This is a genomic window from Ensifer sp. EB106-03-01-XG145 (genome assembly GCF_058792075.1).
The window spans coordinates 1-27,000 of sequence record NZ_JBYTEC010000002.1; the positions used below are offsets into that span (position 1 = coordinate 1).

A 27,000-nucleotide genomic window follows, 5' to 3' on the forward strand; every position below is an offset into this window, starting at 1 on the left:
CATCGATTACGCCGTCACCATGGTTCACAAGGGTGACGAACGCGTCCGCCACGGCAAGACGATCGGCCCCAACCCGGCAAAGTGATCCCCAGCGCGACCAGCGAAAATTAGTAATCGCTTCGGCATGAATGGCAAGGCCGGCCCCGCAGGGGGCCGGCCTCTCCGTTTATGCGATGTCATCTCAGAGGAAGAAGCAGGAAGCTCGCGCGCGCCATCTGGGGCGCAAGCCCGCCCTGGTTCTGCGGCCAGGGATCGCGCGCCAGCAGGACGTTGACCTTTCGGGTGGTGATCCAGCTTGGGTCACCTCGTGTCGCAAGCCCCGTCGCGGGCGCTCGATTGCGACTTTGGCATTAAGGAATGCAACTGCTTTCCAAATTCGATTGACAATTCAACTCCTCGCGCGCATTTTAGAAAGCAATGGTTTTCCTAATTTGGCGAACGGCGTTTTGGACCGCCCCGCCACACCGGGGAAAGGAACCGGCCATGAACCAGCACACGCCAATCGCCATCATCGAAAACCCCTCGCCGACCGCGGAGACAATGCCGACCATCCGGCTCCCGGAGGAACTGCCTGCGATCCCGCCTGCCGTAGCGCCAGCGGCGAACATGCCAAGGAAGCGGTGGCTGCGCGGCCTGCTCTTCGCCTCCGTGGCCGTCGCGGCCGTGGCGGCCGCTGCCGATTTCGGGTGGGGGTACTGGACGACAGGCCGCTTCCAGGTGTCGACCGACGACGCCTATGTGAAGGCTGACAGCACGACGATTGCACCCAAGGTCTCCGGCCATATCGCCGAGGTGCTCGTGGCCGACAACGAACGGGTAAAGACAGGACAGATCCTCGCCCGCATCGACGACCGCGATTTCAAGGTGAGCCTCGAACGGGCCATGGCCGAGGTCGAGGCAGCCGAAGCGAACATCGCCAACAAGCAGTCGGCCCTGGTGGCTCAGCAATCCGCGATCGACGCGGCAAGAGCGACTGTCGAGGCCGACAAGGCCGACCAGACCTTTGCCGAGCAGGATGACAAGCGTTACTCCGAGCTCGCCAGACAGGGCTTCGGCACCATCCAGAATGCCCAGCAGGCGGCCTCGCGCATCACAGCCGCCCGTGCAGCGGTAACGCGTGACACGGCGGCACTGGCCAATGAAACCAAGCAGCTCGACGTGATCAGGGCCGAGGTCGCCCAGGCGAAGGCGGCACTCGACAGCGCCAAGGCGGCGCAGGACCAGGCCCGCCTGAATCTCTCCTACACCGCTCTTGCCGCCCCCATCGATGGGGTGATCGGCAACCGCACCCTGCGGGTCGGTCAATATGTGCAGGCCGGCACTCAACTGATGGCGGTCGTCCCGACGGAGGCGGCTTACATCGTCGCCAACTACAAGGAGACCCAGCTCACCGACGTCTTTCCCGGCCAGAAGGTGACGGTCGAAGTGGACACCTTCCCGGGGCAGGTCTTCGAGGGTCACGTCGACAGCATCGCGCCGGCGAGCGGCCAGGAATTTGCGTTGCTGCCGCCGGACAATGCGACGGGGAACTTCACCAAGGTGGTGCAGCGCATCCCGGTCAAGATCGTGCTCGACCGCGGAACCCCACGATCGGTGACCTTGCGGCCCGGCATGTCAGTCTACCCGACCATCGACACCAACCCGACGGCGACTGAGGTCGCGTCAAAGTCGGACAAGATCTACTAGAGCGCCGTGCGTTCAAGTGCACGCACAAAGGACGCTCTAGAATTTTGAATCTAGAGCATCTTTCCGCTTCCAGTGATTCCACTTGAGAGCGGGATGCTCTAGGGGGCGATTAGGCGCCCATCTCACCACAAGGCAGGAGGGTGTTATGTCCATCATTGCTGAAGCGGTTACGCCCGGCACGCTGCCAGCCGCTGCCGCGCCATCTGAAAAAGCGAGCACGACGGCATGGATCGCGGTGCTCGCCGGCCTGATCGGTGCCTTCATGGCGATCCTGAACATCCAGATCACCAACGCCTCGCTGCTCGACATCGAGGGCGGGATCGGCACCGGCGTCGACAATGGCGCCTGGATATCGACCTCCTACCTGATCGGCGAGATCGTGGTGATCCCCCTTACCGACTACTTCAGCCGCGTCTTCTCGTTCCGGCGCTATATCCTGGCAAATGCGATCCTGTTCCCGATCTTTTCCGCGGCTTGCGCCTTCGCCCATGACCTCGGCTCGATGATCGTGCTGCGCGGTCTGCAAGGCGTTGCGGGCGGCGTGCTCATCCCCATGGCTTTCACGATGATCCTGACCCGGTTGCCCAAGACGCAGCAGCCGTTCGGATTGGCACTCTTCGCCCTGTCCGTCACCTTCGCGCCGGCGATCGGCCCGACGATCGGCGGCTACCTCACCGAGAACTACGGCTGGCAGTCGATCTTCTTCGTCAACACGCCCCCAAGCATCATCATGGTGGTTGCGCTCTACTTCACGCTCGAGAAGAAGCCGATGCAATTGTCCTTGCTCAAAGAGGGCGACTGGGCCGGCATCGTAACCATGGCGATCGGGCTCTCGGCTCTACAGACCGTGCTTGAGGAAGGCAACAAGGACGACTGGTTCCAGTCGCCGTTCATCGTCAAGCTCGCCTTGATCGCAGCCGTGTTTCTGACCGCCTTCGTCATCATCGAGCTCAAGGTCGAAAAGCCGCTGGTCAAGCTACGCCTGCTCAAGCAGCGCAACTTCGGCGTCGGCGTTCTCGTCAATGTGCTGGTCGGCGTGGCGCTGTTCGGCACCGTCTACATCCTGCCGCAGTATCTGGGTCAGGTGCAGCGCTACAATGCCGAGCAGATCGGCTTCGTGCTCGCCTGGACCGGCTTGCCGCAGCTCCTCATCATTCCGCTCGTGCCGGCACTGATGAAGCGGTTCGACGCGCGCTACGTCGGCTTCGTCGGCATCAGTATCTTCGCAGTCAGTTGTTTCATGAACACGACACTCTCGCTCGACAGCGCCGGCGACCAGTTCTTCGTGCCCAATATCGTGCGCGCCATCGGCCAGGCACTGGTGCTGACGCCGATCACGGTGATCACGACCGCCGGCATCGCGCCTGGCGACGCGGCCGCCGCCTCCGGCCTGTCGAACATGTTGCGCAATCTCGGCGGCGCGGTTGGAACGGCCACGCTCGCGACCGTGTTGACCAAGCGGGAGCAGTTCCATTCCAACATCATCGGCCAGTCCGTCACGCTTTCCCGCGACGAGGTCCGTGACCGCATCAGCGATCTGACCCAGCACTTCATGACCCATGGTGTATCCGACGTCGCGGTTGCACAACACAAGGCGATCGCCGTGATCGGCGCGACGGTTCACCGACAGGCGCTTATCCTGGGGTTCAGTGATACCTTCGCGGTGATCGGCACTGTGTTGGCGCTCGCCGCCATCGCCCTGCTTTTCACCCGGAAGATCCAGCTTGGCGGCGCAGGTGCGGGCGGCGCCCATTGAATGTCTGCAGGTCAAAAGACGTGCACTCAGAGGAGGCAGGTTATGAACAGTTCGACGCCCGGTCGTCTCTTTCTGGACGACCTCTTTGTGGGCCAACGCTTTACAAGCGGGACCCACACGATCGACGAAGCACAGATCAAGGCTTTCGCTATGCAGTTCGACCCGCAGCCTTTTCACATCGACGAGGCGAAGGCCAAGGACACGCTCTTTGGGGGTCTGGCTGCAAGCGGATGGCACACCGCCGCCATCACGATGCGTCTCAATGTCGAGACGGGCCTGCCATTTGCCGGTGGTCTCATTGGCGCAGGCGGAGAACTCAACTGGCCGGCTCCGACGCGCCCCGGGGACACGCTGCATGTGGAAAGCGAAGTCGTGGAGATCATACCTTCCCGCTCGAAGCCTGATCGAGGCATCGCCGTCGTTCTCAGCAGCACCATCAACCAGCACGGGGAAGTGGTGCAGAACCTCAAGGCCAAACTCGTCCTCCAGCGGAAAGCGGCGGGTTGACGCCGATTTAGCCCGAATATGCAGCGGCGGCGACGTTCATTCCGTCGAGACGAAATCGTCCTCCCGAGAGTTCAGCAGCGCTGCAAGCGTGCTGAGGCCAATGTCGAGCTGATCCATTGCCGGACTGGCCAGCGCGAGCCGGACCGCGTTGGGCGCGTGGCCCGGCGTGATGGCAAAGGTCGTCGACGGGGTCAATGCAATGTCGCGCCTGGCGGCAGCCGCAACAAACGTCTGCGAACGCCAATGCGCCGGCAGCGTCAGCCAGAGATGGTAGCACTTCGGGTTGGCCTTGACCTCGAAGCCCTGGAGATGAGCGGCGGCCAGCTTCTGCCGCGCCTGCGCATCAAGGCGTTTCATCGTCATGAGCGCGGCAACGGTGCCATCGGCCATCATCCGCTCGGCCGCCGCAAAGGCAAATCCCGTCGCGGTCCATCCACCCGAACGCACAGAGGCGATCACACTTTCCCGTAGCCGCTCGGGCGGCACGATGAAGCCGAGCGCCAGGCCGGGCGGCGCAGAGGTGACGGCGCGCCCACGCTCGACCCCGAAGGCGATTTCTGCCGGTCTCGCCTCGGGCATAACCACGATGGTCGCACACTCGGGCGGACCGCCGCTGGCGATGTATCTGCTGCCGCTCGGTCTCAACAAGGAGGTCTACGCGGGAACGACGAGCCTTTTCTTTACCGTTGGCAATGCAACCAAGGCCCTGCCGTGGCTGTTGCTGGCGAAGCCAAACGCCGATCTCGCAGTGCTGATGGCGATTTGCCTGCTCGCCATTCCAAGCGGCGTTACGCTGGGCTGGCGGCTCCAGGGTATTCTCGACCAACGGCAGGTCTATCGCGCCTGCTATGGATTACTGGTCCTGGTGGCGCTGAAACTGCTATGGGACGGCGTTTCCGGCTTTCTCGTTTAACCGCCGCATCGCCAACCTGCCCAAAGAAGATGCTTGCGACCGAGCAACATCTCGCGCCATAGGCATAATGCGCAAGCTGCGCCTGCAAAGCTTTTCACTTTGCATATTGACCTAAGTTTCTCAAAGGGTTGAAGTGCTCTGGCCATTCAAGCGAGGTACCTCACCCTGCCCAGCAGCGCCCCTTTCACGGCAGCGGGAGAGATGGGTCGGTTGATCCAGTCTTACCGCTGGGACGACAGCCCGCTCGGCCCCATGGAGGCTTGGCCGCCATGTCTGGTGGCGGCGGTCGACATCATGTTGCCGGCGCAGGCGCAGATCGTGATGTTCTGGGGCGAAGAATTCGTGGCGCTCTACAACGACGCCTATGCGCCGACCATCGGAGACAAGCACCCTCGCGCACTGGGGCGCCCGGCGCGTGAAAACTGGGGTGAACTCTGGAGCGACCTCGAACCTCTGCTGCGACGCGTGCTGGAACGTGGCGAGACGGTGGTCGCGAAAGACCGTCCCTTCTACATCGAGCGACACGGTTATCCCGAAACTGTTTACTTCGATATTTCCTATTCGCCCGTCCGGGACGAGGAACAGAAGGTTCGGGGCGTGTTCTGCATCGTCAACGAAACGACGGAACGCGTGAAATTCGAGGGCGCGCTGCAAGCCAACGAAGAGCGGCTTCGCGCCATTTTCTCGCAGTCGGCCGCCGGCATCTGCCAGATGGACCTGACGGGCCGCTTCCTCCTGGTCAACAATCGTTTCTGCGAAATCGTCGGCTATACCGAGACCGAACTGCTGACGATGCGGATGCACGACATCACGTTTCCCGAAGACGTCGCCGAAAGCGCCCGGCTGTTCAAGGCGATGGCGAGCACCGGCCAGAGCTACGAAATCGAGAAACGTTATTTGCGCAAGGATGGCAGTCTTGTCTGGGTAACGAACTCGGTCTCAGCACTTCACAACGAGCGTGGCAGTTTTCGGCAGGCGGCCGCCGTCATCGTCGACATCACCGAACGCAAGCGGGCCCAAGAGGTCGAACGTCGCCTTGCGGCCATTATCGCATCCTCCAACGACGCCATTCTCGGCATCGATCTCAGGATGAGGATCACGACCTGGAATTCTGGGGCGGAGAGGCTCTACGGCTATTCGGCCGAGGAAATGGTCGGCCGCTCCGTCATGACGCTGGTTCCCGAAGACCGAATTGACGAAGAACCCGCGATCCTCAGGCAGGTCAGCGCGGGTCTCAAGGTCGAGCCATATGAGACCAAACGGCTCCATAAGGACGGTCGAAGCGTCGATGTCCTGCTCAGCGTTTCGCCGATCTACGACGCCTATGGCAGCATCGTCGGCGCTTCGAAACTGGCCCACGACATAACCGTGCGGAAGGAGGCCGAGCGCCTGCAGACCGTCCTGGTCGGTGAACTGAACCACCGGGTCAAGAACGTGCTTGCAACCGTCCTGGCCATTGCCCGGCAGACGCTCGGTCGCAGCGACAGCACGGACGCCGAAGAGGTGCAGGCTTTTGAAGCGCGGCTGGTTTCGATGGCACGGGCGCACGACCTGCTGACCCATGGAAACTGGGAACGGGCGGAGTTGAAAGCGATCATCAACCAGGCGATCTCTCCCTACTCGCAGGAGAAGTTCGTCGTTTCCGGTCCGCAGATCCAGGTTCCGCCGCGCATGGTCGTGTCGCTATCCCTTGCGCTGCATGAGCTCGCCACCAACGCCGCCAAATACGGCGCACTTTCGACCGGGAACGGGCGGGTCTCCATCACGTGGTCGCTCCAGACCGGCACGCCGACCCGTCTGACGCTGCGCTGGCAGGAATCCGGCGGGCCGTTGGTAAAGCAGCCATCGCGCAAAGGATTCGGCTCGCGCCTGATTCAAACGCTGTTGGCTGCCGAACTGAATGGCCAGGTGGAGATCAGCTACCATCCCACGGGCCTGGTGTGCTCGGTCGACGCGGCCCTGCAAAGTGGGTGGGACAAACCCACCGCACCCTAACGGCGCTTTGGTAACAAAAAGCATCGCGCCCGGTAGCGGCTTACGCCTTGCCCGAGAGCGCAAGCACACGATCCAATGCTGCGGCAAATCCCTTGAGCGACACTGAGAACGTCACGTTCTTTTCCGTATCGCTCGCAAAGGCACCGATCTTCAGGGCCGTTCCGCTGCGCAGCAATGCGACCGTCCCCTCGGTAAACGTCAACGACACGATGCAGCCGATGGGCAGGCAGGTGCGGAAGGGCGTTGGCTTGCCGCCGGTCGCCTCATCGACGCCGAGGGTTACGCCCTTTTCCAGGTAGAGGCCGAAGGGAAGCGCGAGGCTCCCCGCCAGACCGGCGTTTTCAGCCGGCCGAAGTTCGAGCGTCAGCACGTGCTGGCCACTCTTGTGAAACTGCTGTTGCGACAGGATGCAATGCTTTTTGCCGTCGGCCTCGGCGCAGGCGACGCTCCAGTCCTCATAGGTTTCAGAAAGCTGAGAGGGCGCGGCAACCTTCCCGGCCGCCGCGTCCTCTCCGTAAAGCGGCGTGATGGCGACGAAAGTCGCCATCAACACTGTCGATAGCCAGACGAGCCGGCGCATCAGAAGCGCACATCAAGCTTGGCATCGACCGCATTCTGCGTCGTGCCGGAGCCGAACTGTCCGGTGTATGTGACGCCAAGGCTGGCATTGCCGGTCAGCGCGAAATCGATGCCGGCTTCGATGATCGCCGCGTCTTCGGCAATCGGCGTACCGGCAACCGAGAAGGCGCTGCCCGTGCCGAAGGCCATGGTCGAGAACGGCGTCGTGTCGCCAAAGGCGTGTTGCCAGCCGAGCATGCCGCGCACCTTCGCATCTGTCGCGCCGAGGCTGAGCGGAGCGGAAGCGCGCAGACCGAGCGTCGTAAACGTCGTGTCGGTCGTGTTGCTCTTGCTCGACAGGGCGGCCGCGGCACCGCGCTCGGTGAAGCCGTCGGTGTGCAGGCTGACATAGGCGAGGTTCGCAAAGGGCTCGAGCGCCACATCAGGCAAGTCGATGCGGTAGCCGACTTCGCCGAACGCCTGGAACGTCCCAGCATCATAGTCGGCCTTCAGCTGATCGGTGAAGCCCGGGAAGGCAACACTGCGCGACGTGTTGATCGAATGCCAAGTGTAGGCGAGACCGGACCGGAGCGCGACATCGCTCCAGCGACCGCCGCTATAGACGCCCAGGTGGTAGTTGTCGCTGTCACCGCTGGAGGCTCGGCTGTCGACGTCGAAGTTCGTCCGGCTGTGGCCGGCCATGATGCCGATCAACGCATTGTCCGAGACTGCCGCATCGAAGCCAGTGACGAAACCGCCCGTCGACTGATCGAGGCTGCCGGCGTTACCGTTGCCGTCGGTATTGGTCCAGGAGCCGAACACCTGGCCCCAGCCGACCATCGCCGGCGGCGCGGCGGGAACGGCGTTGACGGCGGCGACGGCACCGGTCGTGATCTTGTCCTCAGGGCCGTAAGCAAGAACCGGAACGCTCGCGGCGCCGACATCGCCGAAAGCGTCGCGAATGCGGTTGTTGGCGGCATTGCGCAGCAGGCTGCTGTCGTTGATCAGCGCGGTCTGCGCCGAAGCATGGACTTCGCCGGACAGTTGGTCGAAGGCACGACGTGCCGCGTCGCCGTCGAGGATGGTCAGCGCATTGTAGAGCCCGAGCGATGGGCCACTCTGGGCAAGTGTGTTGAGCGCAAGTGCCGTCTGCCGCTGGTTGCCGGTCGCAGCCTCGCCTTCGAAGACGCCGGGCTCGGTGGGCTTCGGCTCGCCTGGTTTCGGTTCACCGGGCTTGGGTTCTTCGCCAGGTTTCGGCTCTTCGCCTGGCTTCGTACCGCCGTTCTTGACCTTGATCTTGAGGTCGACCTGCTTCTCCTTCTGGTCAAGCGAGACCTCAAGGAACGCCGATTTTGAGATAGCCTCGGCAAACTTTCCTTCAATAGCACGGTCGGCTGTCAGGATCGTATAGGTCTGCCCTGTCTTGTAGCTCGTGTTGGGGTCGAGGGCGGTCACCTGGACATTCGTGCCGCTGCCGATCTTGGCGATACCGGAGTTTTCGTTGGTGCCAATGCTCTTGACGACGATCCTGTCGGAACGGCCGTCACCGGCAACATCCGCCTCGTAGATCGAACCGGTCGCCATATCCAGTCGGCCCATGACCGTCAGCGTGCCGGTGGAATTGTTGCCGGGCGAAATGATCGCCTTGGAGTCGATATACGTGTCGCCAACCGTGCCGGAGCCGCCGAGCCTACCGAAAGAGGTCGAGTTCGGATCGCGGATGCGGTTCATCTCGCCGAACACGTTCACCTCATTGGTATAGAAGCGATCACCCTGTACCCGTCCCGTCTCACCATCGACGATGAGCGTGCCACCGGTCACTTCGAACCGGGTCTCGCTGTAGTCCAGGGGGCCGTTATCCGGGTCGTTATCGATCGTGTCGAGGTTGCTCTTCAGAACCAGCTTGCCACCGGAAACGTTCACCTTGCCGTTGAATTTCGTAAGGTCACCGTTGACGATGGTTTCCCCGGAGAAATTGCTGATCGTACCCTTGCCGGCGAGCGTGTTGGCAAACTCATAACCCGTGTTCGTGTGGTTGAAATTGACGTAGCCCTTCCGCGGGCCAAAATCGATCTTCGTCGACGGATCGACCGTGCCTGCCGCCTGCGCCTGCCGAGCACGTGGCTCAGCGATATTGTTCAGGTCGACCTTGCCGCCAATCGTCAGGTTGCCCATGCCTTCGTTGCTTATGCCACCGATATCGGAAAGCACGATGCCGCCGCCAGCCGAAAGCTTGGCGCCGTTGGCCACGGAAAGGTTGACCCTTCCTGCTTCGCCGATCGTCAGCTTGTCGGCGACCTTGAATTCGCTGCCTGCGCCATCGACATAGATCTGAATGGTGTCGACGCTCTCATCCTCGCGCAAGACAGCAGTGTAGGTCGAGACCACGGCGCCGTTTTCGATCGTGAGGCTGTCGCCGACCGTGAGCTCGCCCGTGTTGATCCAACGCGAATTTTCACCGGTCACCAGAACCGTGCCGTTTTCGAAGTAAGCCGTCTTGGAGTTGACGAGGCCGCCGTTCTCGATCCTGACCGCAGCCGTGTTGAGCGTCAGGGCGCCGTCGGCGACACCCAGATAGTCGGTGGCAAGCATGGAGCCGGCGCCGCGCACCACGAGCGTTCCGTCGCCCTCCTGCAGAGCGCCGACATGGGTCTCCTTGGCCGATACCTTGCCGCCGTTCTCGACGATCAGCTTGCCCTTGCCGCCATAGATCCCACCCTCAAAACCGCCGACATAAAGCACGCGGTAACCGTTCGGATTGGCATCGACAATGTCCCAGCTCGACCCGGAACCGGAGACCACGACCGTACCTACACTGCCTTTCCCGTCGGCGATGTAGCCGTTGAGGCTCTTGACGACGGCGCCGTTGTTGATGGTCAGGGTCGCGCCAGCGGGGCCGCCGCGGATCACGAGATTGCCGTTGATCGTATGATCGCTGGACCAAGTCTCATCGTTTGGAACAAGCAGTCCGGCCGCTTTTGCCGGCGACGGCACGAGCGGCACCGCCGCCAGCATCATCGAGACGAGACCGACGCGCCCTAGCGCTGTCGAACTCAGAAGGTTGATCCTCGAAACGTCCGCCTTTGCACAGATATTCAATGTCTGCCCCTTTTCCTTTGCATCGATGGGCGCACAACTCCCAGGCGAACGGTGACGCCGGGAAAGCGCGGTCATGGGCCGGCTATAGCAAGCCCGCGAAGGGGGAGAATTCGGCTTTCTGCAAACGGCAAATTGCAGCGCTGAAGGGCTGTGGCTTTCTGCAAACGGCTTGATTTCGCCGACGACCGTCGATCGACAAGCGTGCCGACTTCGCGGATAAAGCCTTGCATGGCGCGAACAAATGGCACGATTTCGGCGGATGAAGCAGAGTATGTCGCGGGCGTTCGCCGGACAACGCTCTCCTTCGGCTTCCTCTACCAATTCCTGCAGTTCGTCATCAGCAGCGCGTTGTGGGCGATCCTCGGATACGACCCGATCAAGATCGCGCCGATCACCCTGATCCTGATGTTGAACGGGACGCTGATGTCCTATGCAATGGCAGCTATCCTCTTTCACTTTAGAGAGAGGTCCATTCTCTTCAAGCTTCTGCTCGGCTCCGCCCTGTCGCTCGTGGCGGCGGCCATCAATGCCGGCGTCGACTTCCTCTGCCACGGACTGATCGAACATGGCGACCCGGGCGACATCAACCGGACCAATGTTGGCTACACCATCATCTACTGTATGCCACGGATGGGCGTTTCTCTACATCGCGCTTCTCGCCAATTTCGAGTTGCGCGAGCGCGAGCGCCGCCTCGCCGTGACGCGGGAGGAGGCACTGGCGGCGCAGATGCGGGCGCTGCGCTACCAGGTCAATCCGCATTTCCTGTTCAACACCTTGAATTCGATTACCGGTCTGATCGAAGAGGGGGCTTCGACGGTGGCCGGGCGCATGGTGCTTTCGCTTTCTTCTTTCCTGCGCACCACGCTCGAACTCGACCCGATGCAGGACGTCTGTCTGGCCGACGAACTGGCGCTGCAGCTCGGCTATCTGAACATAGAGGGCGAGCGCTTCTCCGACCGTATGCGGGTCAAACTCGACATCGCACCCGGGCTTGAGCAGGCGCTGGTGCCGAGCCTCATACTCCAGCCGCTGATCGAGAACGCCGTGAAACATGGTGTCGGCTGTTCGGTCGGCGCGGTCGAGATCCTCATCACGGCCGCGCGACGTGGCGAAACCCTCGAGCTTTCGGTCGAAAACGACCTGACGGCCGGGCCGCGGTTGAGCGCCAAAAAGCCAACCGGCACCGGTACGGGGCTCAAGAACGTCGCCGACCGCATCAACGCACGGTTCCCGGAGACGGGCGCCTTCATATCCGGGCTCGTGGCGCCGCAACGTTTTCGCGCATCAATCACCATGCCCCTGCGGATAGCTGGACCCTAAGCCGCCTTCGAAACGGCAAGCCGGCAAAGCCAACAGGCACCCGCATTCCGCAAACGGCACAGAATCGCGCCGGAAGCGCCGCGGCTTTCTGCAAACCGCTTGAAATCGCCGACGAACGGCAATCGACATCGGCGCCCGCTTGAACCATAAAAATGGAATGAAACCAGAGGATGAAGCCAAATCAGTGGACGAAAGCGCCTATATCGGTAGCATGCGGCGCGCGACGCTCTGGCTCGGTTTTCTCTACTGGTTCGTGGAATTCCTCATCAGCAGTATCCTGTGGGGTATACTCGGGATCGATCCGATCGTGTCTGCCCCCGGCAAATTGCTGCTGATGTCCTGTGGCATGGTTCTTTCCTACGGTATCGCGGCGACGATGTTTCGCGTCAGGCACCGGCACATCGCCACCAAGATCGTCGTTGGATTCTCGACCTCTCTCATTGCCGCCTTTGCCAATACCGGCATCGACTTCCTGCTCTATGTTTTATTCGTGCGTCCCGACCCGATCGCGGTCGACTGGACGAATACCGGTTACACGCTCGTCTACAGCATGGCGACCTTCGTCGGGTGGTCGTTCTTCTTCGTCGCGCTGCTCTACAGCTTCGAGCTGCGTGAGCGCGAACGGCGACTGGCGATCTCGCGCGAGGAAGCATTGGCCGCGCAAATGCGCGCGCTGCGATACCAGGTCAATCCGCATTTCCTGTTCAATACGCTGAACTCCATCACCGGGCTGATCGAGGAAGGGCAGACCGTTGCCGCGACCCGCATGGTGATGTCGCTTTCCAACTTTCTGCGTACGACCCTGGAGCTCGATCCTTTGCACGACGTGAGGCTTGCGGATGAACTGGCCTTGCAAGCCGGCTACCTTCACATCGAAGGCGAGCGCTATTCCGACCGGATGAAACTCAGGATGGACATTGCCAGCGGCCTGGAAGAGGCACTGGTGCCAAGCCTGATCCTGCAACCCCTGGTCGAGAACGCGGTCAAACACGGCGTTGGCCGCTCGCCTGAACAGGTCGAGATCGTCATCAGCGCCGCCAAGGTCGGTCAGTCGCTCGAGATTGCCGTCGAGAACGATATCGCCGCGGAGACCGATAGTGGGCGGCGCCAGTCCTCCGGCACTGGGATCGGCCTCAAGAATGTCGCCGATCGCGTCCAGGCGCGGTTTCCGGGGGTCGGGGCCTGTGTATCCGGGCTCGTGACGCCCAGGCGTTTCAGAGCCGCAATTACAATGCCCCTGAGGCTTGCATGAACGAAATCCAGACAATCTCCCTTTCGATCCTCATCATCGACGATGAACCGCTCGCCAGACGCCGCTTGCTGCGCCTGCTCGGCGCGATGCCAGGGGTCGAGGTCTTGGGGACGGCCGGCAATGTCCAGCAGGCCTGCAGTCTCATCGCCGAGCTGCAGCCGGACGTGATCCTGCTCGATATCCAGATGCCTGGCGGCACCGGCTTCGACATCCTGGAGCACGTGGGCAGCAACGCGCCCGCGGTCGTCTTCGTGACCGCCTTCGATCACTATGCGCTTCGCGCCTTCGAGGCGGCTGCCGTCGACTATGTCACCAAGCCGATCGAGGCGAACCGCCTGCGCACCGCAATCGAGCGGGCACGCGTGGCGATCGCGGCACGAACGAGCACCGAACGTGTGGTGGAACTCAACGAAACCGTGCGGGCGCTGCGACAGGCGCTGCGCAAACACGAAACCCAGTCGGCCGATCTCTGGATCAAATCCCGCGGAGAATTCGTTCGGATCGCGCTCGACCGGGTCGTGCGTTTCCAGGCGGAGCGCGATTATGTCCGCATCCACATCGAAGGCCGGTCCTATCTGCATCACGAAAGCCTGGCTTCGCTTGAACGCCGGCTCGACCCGGCAGAGTTTCTGCGGCTTCACCGCAGCTCGATCGTGCGCCGCGACTGTATCGTGGGGCTGAAGCAGGCCCCCTTCGCAGCCCTCATCGCCCTTCTCTCCGACGGCAGCGAAATTCGCGTCGGGCGAACCTATGCGCGCCATATCCGGCCGACCACGGGCGAGCGCCCGTAAGCGGATTGAGGGCCGAAACCGGGGCCATGGATCGGCTTTAGCGCAAGACGCCGCGCAGCCGCGGCACCGCAAAATCCACGAAGGCCCTGAGCTTCATCGGCACGAGGCCCTGCGGGAGATAGACCAGCTGAACCGGAAGCGGCGGGTGTTCGAACGCCTCCAGCAACGGAACGAGCAACCCTTCCGAGACGGGACGCGCTACCTGATAGGAAAGCACCCGCGTCAGGCCAAGGCCGGAGATGGCGGCATCGACGGCCGATTCCGCCGTGTTGACGATCAACCGCGACCGGATCGGCGCCGCCAGTTCGCGTCCATCGTCGAGAAAGCGCCAGACATGGGCGGCCGTGACGTTTTCGAAGGTGATGCAGTCGTGATCGGCGAGTTCGTTCGGATGCCCGGGCGCGCCGTGCTGCGCGACATAGCCGGGACTTGCATAGACCACGCGGCGGACTGAGCCGAGCCTGGTCGCCACCAGATTGCTATCGGGAAGGTTGCCGATCCGAAGTGCCAAGTCGATATGGTCGTCAACGAGATTGGCAAACCGGTCACCCAGCGCCAGCCGCATATCGATCTCAGGATGAGCCTTCAGGAAGTCCACGACGACGGGAAGAACGTGCAGGCGACCGAAGACGATCGGGGCAGAGATCGTCAGGTCGCCCTTGACCGCGCTGTATTCGCCGGCGGCCACCCTTTCCGCCTCCTCGACCCGCGCCAGGATCTCCTTGGCGGCCTCGACATAGGAGCGGCCGGTTTCGGTCAAGAGGATCTTGCGGTTCGTGCGAGTGATGAGCTGGGCGCCCAGATGCGCCTCAAGCTCCGAGACCTTCCGGCTGACTGTGGCAAGCGGCATCTTGAGCTGCCGTGAGGCAGCCGACAGGCTGCCGCTGTCGATGACGGCGAGCAGAACCCCCATGGCGTCGAGGCGATCCATCTTTCCTTCCAAAAAACGGGAATCAGTCTATCGTTCCCGCAGTCTACTGCCAAAAAATGGAAAGTCATAGATTGATCTCGAAGGCGGTTCATCCCGAACCGTCGGAGGGCCGCGACGGTTCTCATGCTCTTCGAGGGACATCTCCCATGAAACTCTATCGCCATCCGCTGTCCGGCCACTCGCACCGGGCTCAGCTCTTCCTGTCGCTGCTCGGCGTACCGCACGAACTGGTCGACGTCGATCTCAAGGCCCGGGCGCACAAGGAGCCGGAGTTCCTGAAGCTCAACCCGTTCGGCCAGGTTCCGGTCCTCGATGACGACGGCACCGTCGTTGCCGACTCCAACGCCATCCTCGTCTATCTCGCCAAGAAGCTCGGCCGCATCGATTGGCTGCCGGAAGATCCGGCTTTGGCCGCCAGGGTGCAGAAGTGGCTTTCAGTTGCTGCCGGCGACATCGCCTTCGGTCCGGCGGCTGCCCGGCTCGTCACCGTGTTCGGTGCCAACCTGCGGGCGGAAGAGGCTATCGCCCGGGCCCATCGCGTGCTGGCGCAGATCGATGCGGAACTGAGCGGCCGCGACTTCCTGCTCGGCGCCCGGCCGACCATCGCCGACGTTTCCCTCTACAGCTACGTTTCTGCCGCACCCGAGGGTAATGTGGATCTATCCGACTACCCGCAAGTCCGGGCCTGGCTTGCCCGCATCGAGCGCCTGCCCGGCTTCGTCGGCTTTGAAAAGACGGCCGTCGGCCTCGCCGCCTGACGAACTGGCCCGGGGCGGTCACACTGCCCCGGGCCTCACCCCAACGAGGTTTCAGATCATGCCGGACAATGCACAACAGAAACGGCCGGACTCTCCCTGGCACGAAGGCGAACTCACCATCCAGCGCAGCCTCGGCGTCGTCGAGCGCATGGATGCGACGGGGCGCAATTTCGTCCGCAGCTTCATGCCCGAGCAGCACCAGCAGTTTTTCCCGATGCTAACCTTCGCGGTCTTCGGCGCAGTCGATGCGCAGGGTGACGTCTGGGCGACGATGCGCGCCGCGGCCCCCGGCTTCATGCAGGCACCCGACGCCTGGAACCTCGACGTACGGCTGCCCCGTGATCCAGATGATCCGGCGGATGCCGGCATGGGCGATGCACATTCGATCGGCATGCTCGGCATCCAGCTCGAAACCCGGCGCCGGAACCGGCTCAACGGCGCGATCCTGCGCGACGGCGACGACGGTTTCACCATTCGCGTGCGCCAGAGCTTCGGCAATTGCCCGCAATATATCCAGCTCCGGCAGTTCTCCTTTTCCCGCGATCCATATGTACCGGCATCGGAACGGCCGATCCGTTACGCGGCCCTCGACGATCGCGCCCGGGCGATCATCGCCAATGCCGACACCTTCTTCGTCGCCTCCTATGTCGACCGCGATACCGGCGAGCGGCAGGTCGATGTCTCCCATCGCGGCGGAAAGGCCGGCTTCGTTGAGCTCGGCGAAGATGACGTTCTGACGATCCCCGACTTCTCCGGCAACCTGTTCTTCAACACGCTCGGCAACTTCATGGTCAATCCGCGCGCCGGCCTGCTGTTCGTCGACTTTGCGACCGGCGACATGCTGCAGATGACCGGCAGCGCCGAGGTCATCCTGTCGTCGCCCGAAGTCGCCGCCTTTCAAGGCGCAGAACGCCTGTGGCGGTTCCGTCCCCAACAGATCGTTTATCGCCAGGACGGCCTGCCGCTTCGCTGGGCCTTCGAGGATGGCGGTTGGTCGCCCAGCCTGCTGACAACGGGTGACTGGGAACAGGCGAAGGTGCACCTGCAGGCCGCGGCCCTTGCCGAGGAGTGGCGCCCATTCCGCGTGGCGCGCGTCGAAGAGGAAAGCACGACGATCCGCTCGCTCTACCTCGCGCCGGACGATGGCGTCGGTCTCATGGCTCACCAGGCCGGCCAGCACCTGCCGATTCGGGTGAGGATAGACGCGGACGGCAAGGCACTTGTCAGAAGCTACACGCTCTCTTCCGCCCCGACCGACGCGTTCTATCGCATCAGTGTCAAGAATGACGGCACCGTCTCGCAATACCTGCACGGGCTGAAACCCGGCGACCGGATCGAGGCGCGCGCGCCGGCCGGCAGCTTCACGATCGATGGCACCGAGCGGCGACCGGCCGTGCTGATCGGCGCCGGCGTCGGCATCACGCCGATGGTCGCCATGTTGCAGCACATCGTCCACGAGGGGCGCCGCAAGCGCCGCACGCGCCCAACCTGGCTTTTCCAGGCCGCTCGGTCCCGAAACGAACGCGCCTTCGAGCGGGAGATTGCCGCTCTGGTCGAGGAAGGCCAGGGCAACATCCGCCTCATACGCGCGCTCAGCCAGCCGGAGACCGCGACCGAAGGGCAGGACTATGACGTCGGCGGCCGGATCGATATCAGCCACCTCAAGTCCACGCTGCCCTTCGACGACTACGACTTCTATCTCTGCGGCCCGGCGGCTTTCACGCAGTCGCTCTATGACGGATTGCGCGGGCTTAATGTGGCCGATGCCCGCATCCATGCGGAAGCCTTCGGGCTCTCGTCGCTGACCCGGCGGCCGGATGGCGGTGCTGGGCCGATCATGCCACCGCCCGCCAGCGCTCCCGTACACGTCGTCTTCGCGAAATCCGCCAAGGAGACCAGTTGGCAGCCGGGCGACGGCAACCTGCTCGATCTCGCCGAAGCGCGCGGGCTGACGCCCGAGTTCGGTTGCCGCAACGGCAGTTGCGGCTCCTGCAGAACGCCGGTGCTCGAGGGGAAGGTGACCTACCCGTCGCTGCCCTCCTTCCCGGTGGCAGAGGGCGAGGCGCTGATCTGCTGCGCCGTTCCGGCGGAAGGCGAGGAACGCAAACTGCATCTTTCGCTCTGAGCTCTGGTTCGGCTATTGATGATGCACCACATCATCAGGCAGTCGACGTCGACCGAGCGGGATGCGCCATGAACGACCAACAGATACGCGATATCGTGCTCTGGCTTTCCGAACAGGGCCTGAAAGGCCTGGAAGAGCCGGAGTTGTTTGCCGGCTTCTGCGAGCAATGCCGCGCAGCCGGCCTGGATCTGGCCCGCGCGCTTGGGCTGATCGACACATTGCATCCGGAATTTGAGGGCCGCGCCTTCCAGTGGAACGACGAGAGCGAGGTCACGCCCGAAGTCATCCAGTACGGCTCGACGACCACAGGCGAAGCGCTGCTGAACTGGCAGAACTCGATCTTCTACCACATGCTTCGCGACCGAGCGGCAGAGCGCCGCATCCGGCTCTCAGCCGATGAAGGCACCACCTACAACATAATCGACAAGCTGAAAGATGAAGGTCACACCGACTGCATCAGCATGATTCACCATTTCACCGACCAGGGCCGTGTCGGGGAGATGGACTGTTTCTATTCCTATTGGACGACGCGACGCGACAGCGGGTTCAGTGACGATGATGTCGCCGCACTGAGAATCCTGCTGCCGACCCTTGCGCTGGCCGTGAAGGCCGGCTCATGCGTGCGCATCATCAGCACGCTCGCAGACGTCTATCTCGGCGCCGACGCCGGTCAGCGCGTCGTCAAGGGCAGCATTGCCCGCGGCTCGGCGGAACGTATCGAAACGGTCATGTGGTTCTCGGATCTGCGCGGCTACACGCGCATCTCGGACACCGCCGCCCCCGACGAGATCATCCCGCTCCTCAACGACTATTCGGGCACGGTAATCACCGCCGTTCACGACCACGGCGGCAGCGTGCTGAAGCTCATCGGCGACGGCGTGCTTGCGATATTCAACGCCGACGATCCGGCAATCGCCTGCGCCAACGCGATTGCGGCGGAACGGCAGCTGCGCCGCATGCTGGCCGAGCTCAACGCACGCCGGCAAGAGGAGGGCAAGCCGACGACCGACGTCTATCTCGGCCTCCATATCGGCGAGGTCTTCTACGGCAATATCGGCAGCCAGACGCGGCTTGATTTCACCGTCGTCGGCCCCGCCGTCAACGAAGTGAGCCGCATTTCGTCGATGTGCCGTTCGGTGGAGCGGCACATGATCATGTCCTCTGATTTCGTCGAGGCCTGCCCGCCGGAACATCAGGTTCATGCGGTGTCGCTGGGTCGTTTCGCGCTGCGCGGCATCGCCCGGGCAAAGGAACTGTTCACCTGGGATCCGGAGCTGCCGGTGAATTGAAAAGGCGCCGTTACTGGCTCATCGCGCCCTGAGAGACGCGCGAGAGGTGGCGGTGCTGCAGTTCGGCCTGAACCTCACCCTGGAAGTCCATCACCTGCCGGCGCACTTCGTCTTCCGAGCAGCCGCAGGCAAAAAGTTCGTCGGCAAGGGCGCGGCACCGGCGGCGCCAGAATTGCAGCGCTTCGGCGCCATGCAGGTCTTCGAGCTCGGCGGCAGCGGTGCGGATGGCGGTCAATCTCCTCGCCACTGGAAACGGAACGATCGTACCTACGTCGGATTCCGTGGCTTTCACTGATTGATTGCCTGCCATCGTCTCATTCGCCCCCTGGAACTTCGTGCGTTGACGCGAACGCTTGAAGACGCCCTACGCTTGTCGATATCGAGCACCTCAGATGCCTCCGATGTCCCCAATCGAAGGCGAAGCACTCTGGTGATTCCTGTTCTACGAAGCTTATGGTTAACGTTTCCTTCCCGCCGACGCCGCCAAGTGCGGATTGATCCTCTGCGAGACGGAAGATGTCGACCCCGTCAAACACACGACACGGTTTTCGGCTTTTCTGGGTTGGTTTCCGGCACAAAACATGACATTGGAAATCATATTTCTGCTGACCCTCGGTCGCCGCCCCCCAGTGAGTGCACCTGCATGTTGAAGCGTTTCTTCGCGTTTTACCGCCCCTATCGCGGCCTGTTCATTCTCGACTTCTCCTGCGCCGTATTGTCCGGCCTGCTCGAACTCGGTTTCCCGATCGCGGTGAAGCTGTTCGTCGACCAGCTTTTGCCGAGCCAGCAATGGACGCTGATCCTCCTGTCCTCGGCCGGCCTTCTGCTGGTCTATCTGCTCAACACCGGCCTGATGGCGACAGTTACCTATTGGGGTCACATGCTCGGCATCAACATCGAGACGGACATGCGGCGGATGGCCTTCGACCATCTGCAGAAGCTCTCCTTCTCGTTCTTCGACAACCAGAAGACCGGCCATTTGGTCGGACGCCTGACGAAGGACCTCGAGGAAATCGGCGAAGTCGCCCACCACGGGCCGGAGGACCTGTTCATAGCGATCATGACCTTCATCGGCGCTCTGTTGCTGATGCTGATGGTGCATTGGCAGCTGGCGCTGATCACGGCCGCCGTGGTGCCGATGACCGCCTGGGTCACCAGCCGTTATGGTGGGCGGATGACCCGAAACTTCCGCAGCCTCTATGGCCGTGTCGGCGACTTCAACGCCCGCATCGAGGAGAATGTCGGCGGCATGCGGGTGGTGCAGGCCTTCGCCAACGAAGCCCATGAGCGCAGCCTGTTCGAGACCGACAACCAGAACTATCGCCGCACCAAGCTCGAAGCCTATCGCATCATGGCCGCGAGCACGTCGCTCAGCTACATGAGCATGCGGCTGACGCAGCTGATCGTCATGATCACCGGCTGCTACTTCGTGCTGACGGGCGAACTGACGAATGGCGGCTTCGTCAGCTTCCTGCTGCTGGTCGGCGTGTTCTTCCGCCCGGTCGAGAAGATCAATTCGGTCATCGAGACCTACCCCAAGGGCATTGCCGGCTTCAAACGCTTCCTCGAACTCATGGAAACCGAACCCGATATCGAGGACCGGCCGGGTGCTGCCGACGTCTCCGGCCTCAAGGGCGACATCACCTATCGCGGCGTCTCGTTCGGCTATAGCGCCGAGAAGCCGATCATCCAGAACATCGACCTGACGATCCATGCCGGCGAGACGATCGCCTTCGTCGGCCCCTCGGGCGCCGGCAAGACGACGATCTGCTCGCTGCTGCCGCGCTTCTACGAGGTCAGCGAGGGTTCGATCACCGTCGACGGTATCGACATCCGTGACATCACGCTCTCGTCGCTGCGCGGCCAGATCGGCATCGTGCAGCAGGATGTCTTCCTCTTTGCCGGCAGCATCCGCGACAACATCGCCTATGGGCGGCTTGGCGCGAGTGAAGCGGACATCCTGGATGCCGCGCGGCGCGCCAAGCTCGACGGCATGATCCAGGCATTGCCGGACGGCATGGACACGGTGATCGGCGAGCGCGGCGTCAAGCTTTCCGGCGGGCAGAAGCAGAGGCTGGCGATTGCCCGCATGTTCCTGAAGAACCCGGCGATCCTCATCCTCGACGAGGCGACCTCAGCGCTCGACACCGAAACGGAAAGGGCGATCCAGCAGTCGCTGGCCGAACTTTCCAAGGGCAGGACGACGCTGATCATCGCGCATCGGCTGGCAACGATCCGCGATGCGGACCGCATCGTCGTCGTCGACGGCAGCGGCATTCGCGAACAGGGGCCGCATGAAACGCTGCTCGCCGCCAAGGGCGCCTATAGCCGCCTCTATCACGCCCAGGCAGGCGCCGGCTGACAAAGCCGCGGAGCTGCAGGCATTGCATGCGGAAGGAGGGGGCGATACGAACGGAACACAACGTCCCCTACCCTCCGTCCCATAGACCTTCAGCGCCATGAACACTCCTGATCTTTCCGTCCTTGAACGTACCCTCGCAGCCTTGCCGCAGCACTACCCCGGACCGGGCGGCGTCGCCGGTGTGGTCAGAGATGGCAAGGTCCTCTTTCGCCACGCCTGGGGCTATGCCGGCCTGACGGCCCGCAAGCCGATGACGATGGCGACGCGGATACCGATCTGCTCGATCACCAAGCATCTGACCTGCGCCGTTCTGCTGGATACGGTCGGCGATCCCGAGAAGCTCGATCGGGCGCTCGACGTCTATCTCCCCTTGCTCGAAGGCAAGCGCCCGACCGCTGCCCATCTCTGTCACAACCAGTCCGGACTTCGCGACTACTGGGCATTGACGGTGCTGCAGGGCGCCAGCCACGACGGCGTCTTCCGCCGCGAGGATGCACGCCCGCTGCTCTCCAAGGCGCGCTCGACACACTTCGAGCCCGGCACCCGCTATTCCTATTCCAATGGCAATTTCCGCATTCTCGCCGATCTCATCGAGGAGCATACCGGCCGCTCGATGGCGGAACTCTATCAGCGCTCCGTCTTTGGCCCCGCGGCCATGCAGACCGCCGCCCTGACACCGGATACGAGCCTGCCGCCGGACGGCGTCGTCGGTTACGAGGGCAACGAGACAACAGGCTATTTCGAGGCGCTGAACCGCATCTACTGGGCCGGTGACGCCGGTGTTTCCGCCTCGCTCGACGATATGCTTGCCTGGGAGTGTTTTATCGACAGGACGCGTGACGATGCGGACGGGCTCTACCGGCGCCTTTCTGCACCGCAGACCTATGCCGATGGCCGCCCGGCACCCTACGGCTTCGGCCTCGCACACGAGACGATCGGCGATGCCGTCATCAGCGGCCATGGCGGTGCGCTTCGCGGTTTTCGCTGCCGCAGGCTCTACGCGCCGGCCGAGCGCCTCTCTGTCGTGGTGATGTTCAATCACGAAGGCGATGCCCATGCGGCGGCGGTCGCGCTGATGAAGATCGCCCTCGGCCACGAGGATACCGAGACCACATCCGGAAGCTGGGACGCCAAGGGCACCGGCAACTATCTGGATGCCGAAACGGGCCTCGCCCTTGTCACCAGGCCCAGCGGATCGTCCCGCGTCGAACTGCAGTTTGCTACCTCTCCCGAGTCGCTTTCCGTCAGCGCCGACGGCAGCGCCGGTTCGGCCGCAGTGACCCTGACAGCACAAGGCGCCTCGCTTCGCATGGAGCGGCCTCGCGAAAATCTGACGGTGAGCGCTGACCGCGTTTCCGGCACGGCACTTCCCGATATCGCCGGTCGCTATCACTCAGTTGAACTCGACGCCCATCTCGACATCGCTTCCACCAATGGTGTCTTCTACGGTGGCTTCGACGGTTCGCTCGGGACCGGCGCGATGCACGCCATGCGACCGCTGGCCGAAGACGTCTGGCTTCTTCGCTGCAAGCGCTCGATGGATGCACCGGCACCGGGAGACTGGACCGTGCTTGTCCGACGCGACCAGCAAGGCAACGTGGCCGGCCTCACCATCGGCTGCTGGCTCGCCCGACGGATCGACTACACGAAGATCGGCTGACGCCGCGGTCGAAGCGACCGGATATTTTAAGCAGGGGTACGGCAGCGGGCCGCACACGACCAGGAACCGGAAGATCACAGCGTGAAGCAGAAGCGACCGACAGCCGCTCGAGAAACCGGACGCCACGCCGGGGCCGATTCCGGCAAGCGCGTGACGGTTGCCCGCGCACTTTCCAAGCTCGGCTATTGTTCGCGCACGCAGGCCGAAAAGCTCGTGCTCGAAGGGCGCGTCAGCGTCGGCGGACGCAAGATCACGGACCTTTCACACTGGGTCGCCGTCGACAAGGATCGCATCACGGTCGACGGCAAGCCGGTGCTTGCCGAAGAGAAGATCTATCTGATGCTGAACAAACCGCGTGGACTGGTCACGACCCGCCACGACCCGGAAGGCCGGCCGACCGTGTTCGATTGCCTGAGGGATATAGACACCTCTTTCCTGTCCCCGGTCGGTCGCCTCGACAAGGCGAGCGAAGGACTTCTGCTCTTCACCAACGACACGGTACTCGCCCAGCGCCTGCTTGATCCTGAAACCCATCTCGGCAAGGTCTACCACGTGCAGGTCGCCGGGCAGATCGGTGACGACCAACTCAAGCAGATGGTTGCCGGCATCGAGGAAGGCGGCGAAACCTTGCACGCAGCGCGGGCCGTCCACCTCAGGGGCGGCGACAAGAACACGTGGATCGAAGTCGAGCTGGAAGAGGGGCGCAACCGCCAGATCCGCCGCATGCTCGATGCGCTCGGCTTCGAGGTGTTGCGCCTGCTGCGGGTTTCAATCGGGACGATCGCTCTTGGCGATTTGCCGAAGGGGACGAGCCGCAGCCTGGCCCCTGAGGAAATCGCCTATCTGAGGCGACGCACGGGTCTTTGACGGCAGACGACGGATCTCAGTTTCCAAAACGGGCCCTTGCCACACGCATTATCTCCCCAAAACGCGGCAGTGAACGCAGGCTGTCCAGATCGTTGTCGTTTTCCATCCATACCAACAATTCGGGGCTCATCTTCGGCGTGATACGCTCAAGCGCGTCCAGGGCCGCTTCGGCGTCACCACTGATCGCCCAGGCACAAACCAGATTTGCCTGCAGCTGGATATTGTCGGGCTCAAGCAGACTGGCGCGCGATGCCCATTCGTTGGCCCTCTCGCGATCGCCAAGGAGGGCGAGGATGCCGGCGCCATGCCCGATCGCACCGCTGTGATCCGGCTCAGCAGCGACGATGCGCTCGATCCGGGCCAAGGCACGGCGACAGGCCTCAAGTGCCGCCTGCGCGTCGCCCTTGCCCTGGTAACATTGGATAGCCATGGCGGCGGCGTTGTAGTCCGTGGGGGCCAGCGCCGCGGCCCGCTCAAAGTGGCGTATGGCGTCGTCATAGCGACGCTGCATGATGAAGGTTCGACCGGCAGCGAGATTGGTGGCGTAGTCGTCAGGCTCGAGCTGCAGGGCAATAGCACATTGCCCCTCCGCCTCCTCGAACTGTCCTCGATATAGAAATAGCATTGCCTTTGCGGCATGGGCGCTGGCGAGACCGGAATCGAGTTCGAGGGCGCGGTCGATTTCCAGCTCGCCTGTTTCCGCACCTCCAACGCTGCGCCGCAGCCGGTTGAGCGTTTCGCCAAGAAGGGCCCAAGCCCGTGCATTGCCGGGCTCCAGCTCGGTCACGCGACGGCAGAGCCGGATGATCAGCGGCAGATGTCGCTCGGACCCGGTGATGTTGTATTCGCGTGCCAGGAGAAACAGCTTGTAGGCTTCCGGATCGGTCGGCGCTTTGCGCTCCAATGCCTGGCGCTCCGCAGGTAGGAGCTGAAGCCGGAGCGCCTCGACGACGGCACTTGCCAGGTCTGACTGCAGCCGCAACACGTCCTTGATCTCTCGGTCGAAGCGCTCGGCCCAGACGGTCGCCTCGTTTGCGCCATCGATCAACTGCGCCGCCAGTCGCATTCGGTCACCGGCCTTGCGCACGCTGCCTTCGAGGATGTAGGCGACGTTCAGTTGTTGTGCGACGACCCGCGCGCTCTGTGCTTTCATCCCGAAGGAGGTCGCCCGCGAGATGACCGAGAGCGACGAGAGTTTGCTGAGGTCGATGATGATGTCCTCGGTAACGCCGGCACTGAAATAGTCCTGCTCCGGATCACCGCTCATATTGGTGAAGGGCAGGACACAGATGCCGATCCGTTCGCGCTTGCCACCGGTCTCTTGCGGCCCGCCAGGGTGGATGGCGAAGGCGCGGACGGCGCGCTCGATGTTCTTGAGCGACATCGGCCCGAGGTCTTCCAGGGCAAGGCTCAGCTTTCCGGCGACGTGCTCGCGGACAGCTTCGGAGAGGATGATCCCACCGGGCTCGGCGAGAGCTTGCAGCCGTGCGGCGATGTTGACCCCTTCCCCATAGAGATCACCATCTTCGGCGATCACATCACCCAGGTTGAGCCCCATGCGAAAGCGGAGTGAAGGGTCGGTTGCCGCGGCCACGCTCTGAAGCGCCATTGCGCATAGGGTCGCATCGACCGCACTCGCAAACTCGATCAGGGCGCCGTCACCCATCAGCTTGACGATCCGGCCATGGTGCCGCACCAGCGTCGGATCGAATGCCGCAAAGGCCGCCTTGACGCGGGCAAGCGTACCGGCCTCGTCGCGTCCCATCAGCTTGCTATAGCCGGCGATATCGATACAGAGAACAGCGGCCAGTTTGCGCATCCAACCATTCCCATGGGCGAGCGCTCACTGTGAAGCTTTAGCCTCCCCGAGGTCAGTCCAACACACCCAGGCATAAGAAACAAGCGAAGACACCTGATCGCCCCTGAACTCAAGGGCGCGGTACCACGCCGCCCTTGATGGGTGGAAATCCACCCACACGATTGGCCGCATGTTTCCAAATCCACCCAAATCAGCGCCCGCGCCCGACAAATACGCGCCGTCACCCCGCTAAGCCGTTGTCTGCTCTACGATTGCGTTTGCAAATGGGGGCACCCAGAACCGGCGCGGGAGGAAACCTTGCCGGCTGGCCGATATTTCATCCGGGAGGAAGAGATGAAAACCTTGAATGCCCTGCTCGGCGCTGTTGCCGCCCTGTCGCTTTTCGCCGTTTCCGCCAATGCACAAACCTATCCCGAACGCTCGATCACCATGGTCGTGCCGTTCTCGGCCGGTGGCCCTACCGATACCGTCGCGCGTCTTGTGGCTGAATCCATGTCCAAGGATCTCGGTCAGCAGATCATCGTCGAGAACGTCGGCGGCGCCGGCGGGACGCTTGGCGCCGGCCGCGTCGCCCAGGCCGATCCGGATGGCTACACCGTGCTTCTGCATCATATCGGCATGGCGACCAGCGCCACGCTCTACCGCAAGCTCGCCTATGATACGCTGAACTCCTTCGAATATGTCGGCCTCGTTACCGAAGTGCCGATGACCATCGTCGCCCGCAAGGATCTGGAGCCGGCCGACCTCAAGGGTCTCGTCGAGTACGTCAAGGCGAACAAGGACACCGTCACCGTCGCCAATGCCGGTATCGGCGCCGCCTCGCATCTCTGCGGCATGATGTTCATGAGCGCCATCGAGACACCGCTGACGACCGTGCCTTATAAGGGCACCGGCCCGGCCATGACCGATCTTCTCGGCGGCCAGGTCGACATCATGTGCGACCAGACCACCAACACCACGAAGCAGATCCAGGGCGGCACGATCAAGGCCTATGCGGTCACCTCACCGGAACGCCTCAAGGTCTTCCCCGATCTGCCGACGACCGCCGAAGGCGGCCTACCGAACCTTCAGGTCGGCATCTGGCACGGTATCTACGCCCCGAAGGGCACGCCCGCCGAAGTGACCGAACGCCTGTCGAAATCGCTGCAGGTCGCGCTCAAGGATCCGAACGTCGTCGCCCGCTTCGGCGAACTCGGCACCGAACCCTCCTCCGACGCCGATGCGACCCCGGCCGCGCTGAAGGCAAAGCTTGAGAGCGAAATCGCCCGCTGGAAGCCGGTGATCGAAGCAGCCGGCCAGTACGCCGACTGA

Annotated in this window: 19 protein-coding genes and 3 pseudogenes; 16 read left to right on the top strand and 6 right to left on the bottom strand. The window is 62.8% G+C overall.

Annotated features, from left to right (window positions below):
• The 4 genes and pseudogenes from AC3WWH_RS08610 to AC3WWH_RS08625 form a co-directional block, all read left to right on the top strand.
• A pseudogene (locus tag AC3WWH_RS08610) lies at positions 1-85 on the top strand (hydrolase); the annotation flags it as partial.
• A 398-nt stretch (positions 86-483) separates the two neighbouring features.
• Positions 484-1,686 (top strand): HlyD family secretion protein, encoded by a 1,203-nt coding sequence (locus AC3WWH_RS08615; protein ID WP_058322668.1) that lies wholly within the window; start codon positions 484-486, stop codon positions 1,684-1,686.
• Positions 1,687-1,831: 145 nt separating this feature from the next.
• Positions 1,832-3,442, top strand: coding sequence for a DHA2 family efflux MFS transporter permease subunit (locus AC3WWH_RS08620; protein ID WP_082640844.1), 1,611 nt, complete (start codon positions 1,832-1,834; stop codon positions 3,440-3,442).
• A 42-nt stretch (positions 3,443-3,484) separates the two neighbouring features.
• A complete protein-coding gene (locus AC3WWH_RS08625) occupies positions 3,485-3,949 on the top strand; it encodes a MaoC family dehydratase (protein WP_058322669.1) in 465 nt (154 codons plus the stop codon).
• Between the two features lie 36 nt (positions 3,950-3,985).
• On the opposite strand, the pseudogene AC3WWH_RS08630 reads toward AC3WWH_RS08625, so the two are convergent.
• Positions 3,986-4,459, bottom strand: a pseudogene (locus AC3WWH_RS08630) (PLP-dependent aminotransferase family protein); the annotation flags it as partial.
• A gap of 1 nt (position 4,460) precedes the next feature.
• On the opposite strand from AC3WWH_RS08630, the pseudogene AC3WWH_RS08635 reads away from it, so the two are divergent.
• Both AC3WWH_RS08635 and AC3WWH_RS08640 read left to right on the top strand, forming a co-directional pair.
• Positions 4,461-4,862: pseudogene (locus AC3WWH_RS08635) on the top strand (TSUP family transporter); the annotation flags it as partial.
• 201 nt (positions 4,863-5,063) lie between these two features.
• Positions 5,064-6,857, top strand: coding sequence for a PAS domain S-box protein (locus tag AC3WWH_RS08640; RefSeq protein WP_113398769.1), 1,794 nt, complete (start codon positions 5,064-5,066; stop codon positions 6,855-6,857).
• Between the two features lie 40 nt (positions 6,858-6,897).
• On the opposite strand, the gene AC3WWH_RS08645 is transcribed toward AC3WWH_RS08640, so the two are convergent.
• Together AC3WWH_RS08645 and AC3WWH_RS08650 are read right to left on the bottom strand one after the other, a co-directional pair.
• On the bottom strand, positions 6,898-7,404 hold the full coding sequence (locus tag AC3WWH_RS08645) for an invasion associated locus B family protein (protein ID WP_162752525.1): 507 nt from the start codon (positions 7,402-7,404) through the stop codon (positions 6,898-6,900).
• A gap of 32 nt (positions 7,405-7,436) precedes the next feature.
• The gene (locus tag AC3WWH_RS08650; protein WP_492376906.1) at positions 7,437-10,514 is read right to left on the bottom strand and encodes an autotransporter family protein; all 3,078 of its coding nucleotides are present in this window, start codon (positions 10,512-10,514) and stop codon (positions 7,437-7,439) included.
• A gap of 598 nt (positions 10,515-11,112) precedes the next feature.
• Between AC3WWH_RS08650 and AC3WWH_RS08655 the strand changes: the two genes are divergently transcribed.
• From AC3WWH_RS08655 to AC3WWH_RS08665, 3 genes are all read left to right on the top strand, one after another.
• A complete protein-coding gene (locus AC3WWH_RS08655) occupies positions 11,113-11,835 on the top strand; it encodes a sensor histidine kinase (RefSeq protein ID WP_492376907.1) in 723 nt (240 codons plus the stop codon).
• 157 nt (positions 11,836-11,992) lie between these two features.
• Positions 11,993-13,087, top strand: a complete 1,095-nt coding sequence (locus AC3WWH_RS08660) for a sensor histidine kinase (protein WP_058322674.1) — start codon at positions 11,993-11,995, stop codon at positions 13,085-13,087.
• Positions 13,084-13,878 carry a LytR/AlgR family response regulator transcription factor gene (locus tag AC3WWH_RS08665; protein ID WP_492376908.1) on the top strand — a complete coding sequence of 265 codons (795 nt, stop codon included), beginning with the start codon at positions 13,084-13,086 and terminating at the stop codon, positions 13,876-13,878. The genes AC3WWH_RS08660 and AC3WWH_RS08665 overlap by 4 nt, the downstream gene beginning before the upstream one ends.
• Before the next feature lie 37 nt (positions 13,879-13,915).
• On the opposite strand, the gene AC3WWH_RS08670 is transcribed toward AC3WWH_RS08665, so the two are convergent.
• Positions 13,916-14,809, bottom strand: a complete 894-nt coding sequence (locus AC3WWH_RS08670; protein WP_058322676.1) for a LysR family transcriptional regulator — start codon at positions 14,807-14,809, stop codon at positions 13,916-13,918.
• Between the two features lie 146 nt (positions 14,810-14,955).
• On the opposite strand from AC3WWH_RS08670, the gene AC3WWH_RS08675 reads away from it, so the two are divergent.
• The 3 genes from AC3WWH_RS08675 to AC3WWH_RS08685 all read left to right on the top strand — a co-directional run bounded on the left by AC3WWH_RS08675 (position 14,956) and on the right by AC3WWH_RS08685 (position 18,981).
• The gene (locus tag AC3WWH_RS08675; protein WP_058322677.1) at positions 14,956-15,567 is read left to right on the top strand and encodes a glutathione S-transferase family protein; all 612 of its coding nucleotides are present in this window, start codon (positions 14,956-14,958) and stop codon (positions 15,565-15,567) included.
• 58 nt (positions 15,568-15,625) lie between these two features.
• Positions 15,626-17,692, top strand: coding sequence for an FAD-binding oxidoreductase (locus AC3WWH_RS08680; protein WP_492376909.1), 2,067 nt, complete (start codon positions 15,626-15,628; stop codon positions 17,690-17,692).
• A gap of 68 nt (positions 17,693-17,760) precedes the next feature.
• A complete protein-coding gene (locus AC3WWH_RS08685) occupies positions 17,761-18,981 on the top strand; it encodes an adenylate/guanylate cyclase domain-containing protein (RefSeq protein ID WP_058322679.1) in 1,221 nt (406 codons plus the stop codon).
• A 10-nt stretch (positions 18,982-18,991) separates the two neighbouring features.
• Here the strand turns inward: AC3WWH_RS08685 and AC3WWH_RS08690 are convergent, their stop codons facing one another.
• On the bottom strand, positions 18,992-19,291 hold the full coding sequence (locus AC3WWH_RS08690) for a DUF6074 family protein (RefSeq protein WP_093233429.1): 300 nt from the start codon (positions 19,289-19,291) through the stop codon (positions 18,992-18,994).
• Between the two features lie 333 nt (positions 19,292-19,624).
• Here AC3WWH_RS08690 and AC3WWH_RS08695 point away from each other — a divergent pair, with 333 nt between their 5' ends.
• The 3 genes from AC3WWH_RS08695 (at position 19,625) to AC3WWH_RS08705 (ending at position 23,870) form a co-directional block, all read left to right on the top strand.
• Positions 19,625-21,343, top strand: a complete 1,719-nt coding sequence (locus AC3WWH_RS08695; protein WP_110880206.1) for an ABC transporter ATP-binding protein — start codon at positions 19,625-19,627, stop codon at positions 21,341-21,343.
• Between the two features lie 97 nt (positions 21,344-21,440).
• Positions 21,441-23,003 carry a D-aminopeptidase gene (locus tag AC3WWH_RS08700; RefSeq protein WP_058322682.1) on the top strand — a complete coding sequence of 521 codons (1,563 nt, stop codon included), beginning with the start codon at positions 21,441-21,443 and terminating at the stop codon, positions 23,001-23,003.
• An 81-nt stretch (positions 23,004-23,084) separates the two neighbouring features.
• A complete protein-coding gene (locus tag AC3WWH_RS08705; protein WP_058322683.1) occupies positions 23,085-23,870 on the top strand; it encodes a pseudouridine synthase in 786 nt (261 codons plus the stop codon).
• A gap of 16 nt (positions 23,871-23,886) precedes the next feature.
• Here AC3WWH_RS08705 and AC3WWH_RS08710 read toward each other — a convergent pair whose 3' ends face one another.
• The gene (locus AC3WWH_RS08710; RefSeq protein WP_058322684.1) at positions 23,887-25,689 is read right to left on the bottom strand and encodes a TPR end-of-group domain-containing protein; all 1,803 of its coding nucleotides are present in this window, start codon (positions 25,687-25,689) and stop codon (positions 23,887-23,889) included.
• A 333-nt stretch (positions 25,690-26,022) separates the two neighbouring features.
• Between AC3WWH_RS08710 and AC3WWH_RS08715 the strand changes: the two genes are divergently transcribed.
• Positions 26,023-27,000 carry a tripartite tricarboxylate transporter substrate-binding protein gene (locus tag AC3WWH_RS08715; RefSeq protein WP_058322685.1) on the top strand — a complete coding sequence of 326 codons (978 nt, stop codon included), beginning with the start codon at positions 26,023-26,025 and terminating at the stop codon, positions 26,998-27,000.

Bases quoted from the DNA above. Each gene is read 5' to 3' on its own strand.
- AC3WWH_RS08615 (WP_058322668.1), top strand. From the start codon at position 484: ATGAACCAGCACACGCCAATCGCCATCATCGAAAACCCCTCGCCGACC.
- AC3WWH_RS08620 (WP_082640844.1), top strand. From the start codon at position 1,832: ATGTCCATCATTGCTGAAGCGGTTACGCCCGGCACGCTGCCAGCCGCT.
- AC3WWH_RS08625 (WP_058322669.1), top strand. From the start codon at position 3,485: ATGAACAGTTCGACGCCCGGTCGTCTCTTTCTGGACGACCTCTTTGTG.
- AC3WWH_RS08640 (WP_113398769.1), top strand. From the start codon at position 5,064: ATGGGTCGGTTGATCCAGTCTTACCGCTGGGACGACAGCCCGCTCGGC.
- AC3WWH_RS08645 (WP_162752525.1), bottom strand. From the start codon at position 7,404: ATGGCGACTTTCGTCGCCATCACGCCGCTTTACGGAGAGGACGCGGCG.
- AC3WWH_RS08660 (WP_058322674.1), top strand. From the start codon at position 11,993: ATGAAACCAGAGGATGAAGCCAAATCAGTGGACGAAAGCGCCTATATC.
- AC3WWH_RS08665 (WP_492376908.1), top strand. From the start codon at position 13,084: ATGAACGAAATCCAGACAATCTCCCTTTCGATCCTCATCATCGACGAT.
- AC3WWH_RS08670 (WP_058322676.1), bottom strand. From the start codon at position 14,809: ATGGATCGCCTCGACGCCATGGGGGTTCTGCTCGCCGTCATCGACAGC.
- AC3WWH_RS08675 (WP_058322677.1), top strand. From the start codon at position 14,956: ATGAAACTCTATCGCCATCCGCTGTCCGGCCACTCGCACCGGGCTCAG.
- AC3WWH_RS08680 (WP_492376909.1), top strand. From the start codon at position 15,626: ATGCCGGACAATGCACAACAGAAACGGCCGGACTCTCCCTGGCACGAA.
- AC3WWH_RS08685 (WP_058322679.1), top strand. From the start codon at position 17,761: ATGAACGACCAACAGATACGCGATATCGTGCTCTGGCTTTCCGAACAG.
- AC3WWH_RS08690 (WP_093233429.1), bottom strand. From the start codon at position 19,291: ATGGCAGGCAATCAATCAGTGAAAGCCACGGAATCCGACGTAGGTACG.
- AC3WWH_RS08695 (WP_110880206.1), top strand. From the start codon at position 19,625: ATGTTGAAGCGTTTCTTCGCGTTTTACCGCCCCTATCGCGGCCTGTTC.
- AC3WWH_RS08700 (WP_058322682.1), top strand. From the start codon at position 21,441: ATGAACACTCCTGATCTTTCCGTCCTTGAACGTACCCTCGCAGCCTTG.
- AC3WWH_RS08710 (WP_058322684.1), bottom strand. From the start codon at position 25,689: ATGCGCAAACTGGCCGCTGTTCTCTGTATCGATATCGCCGGCTATAGC.
- AC3WWH_RS08715 (WP_058322685.1), top strand. From the start codon at position 26,023: ATGAAAACCTTGAATGCCCTGCTCGGCGCTGTTGCCGCCCTGTCGCTT.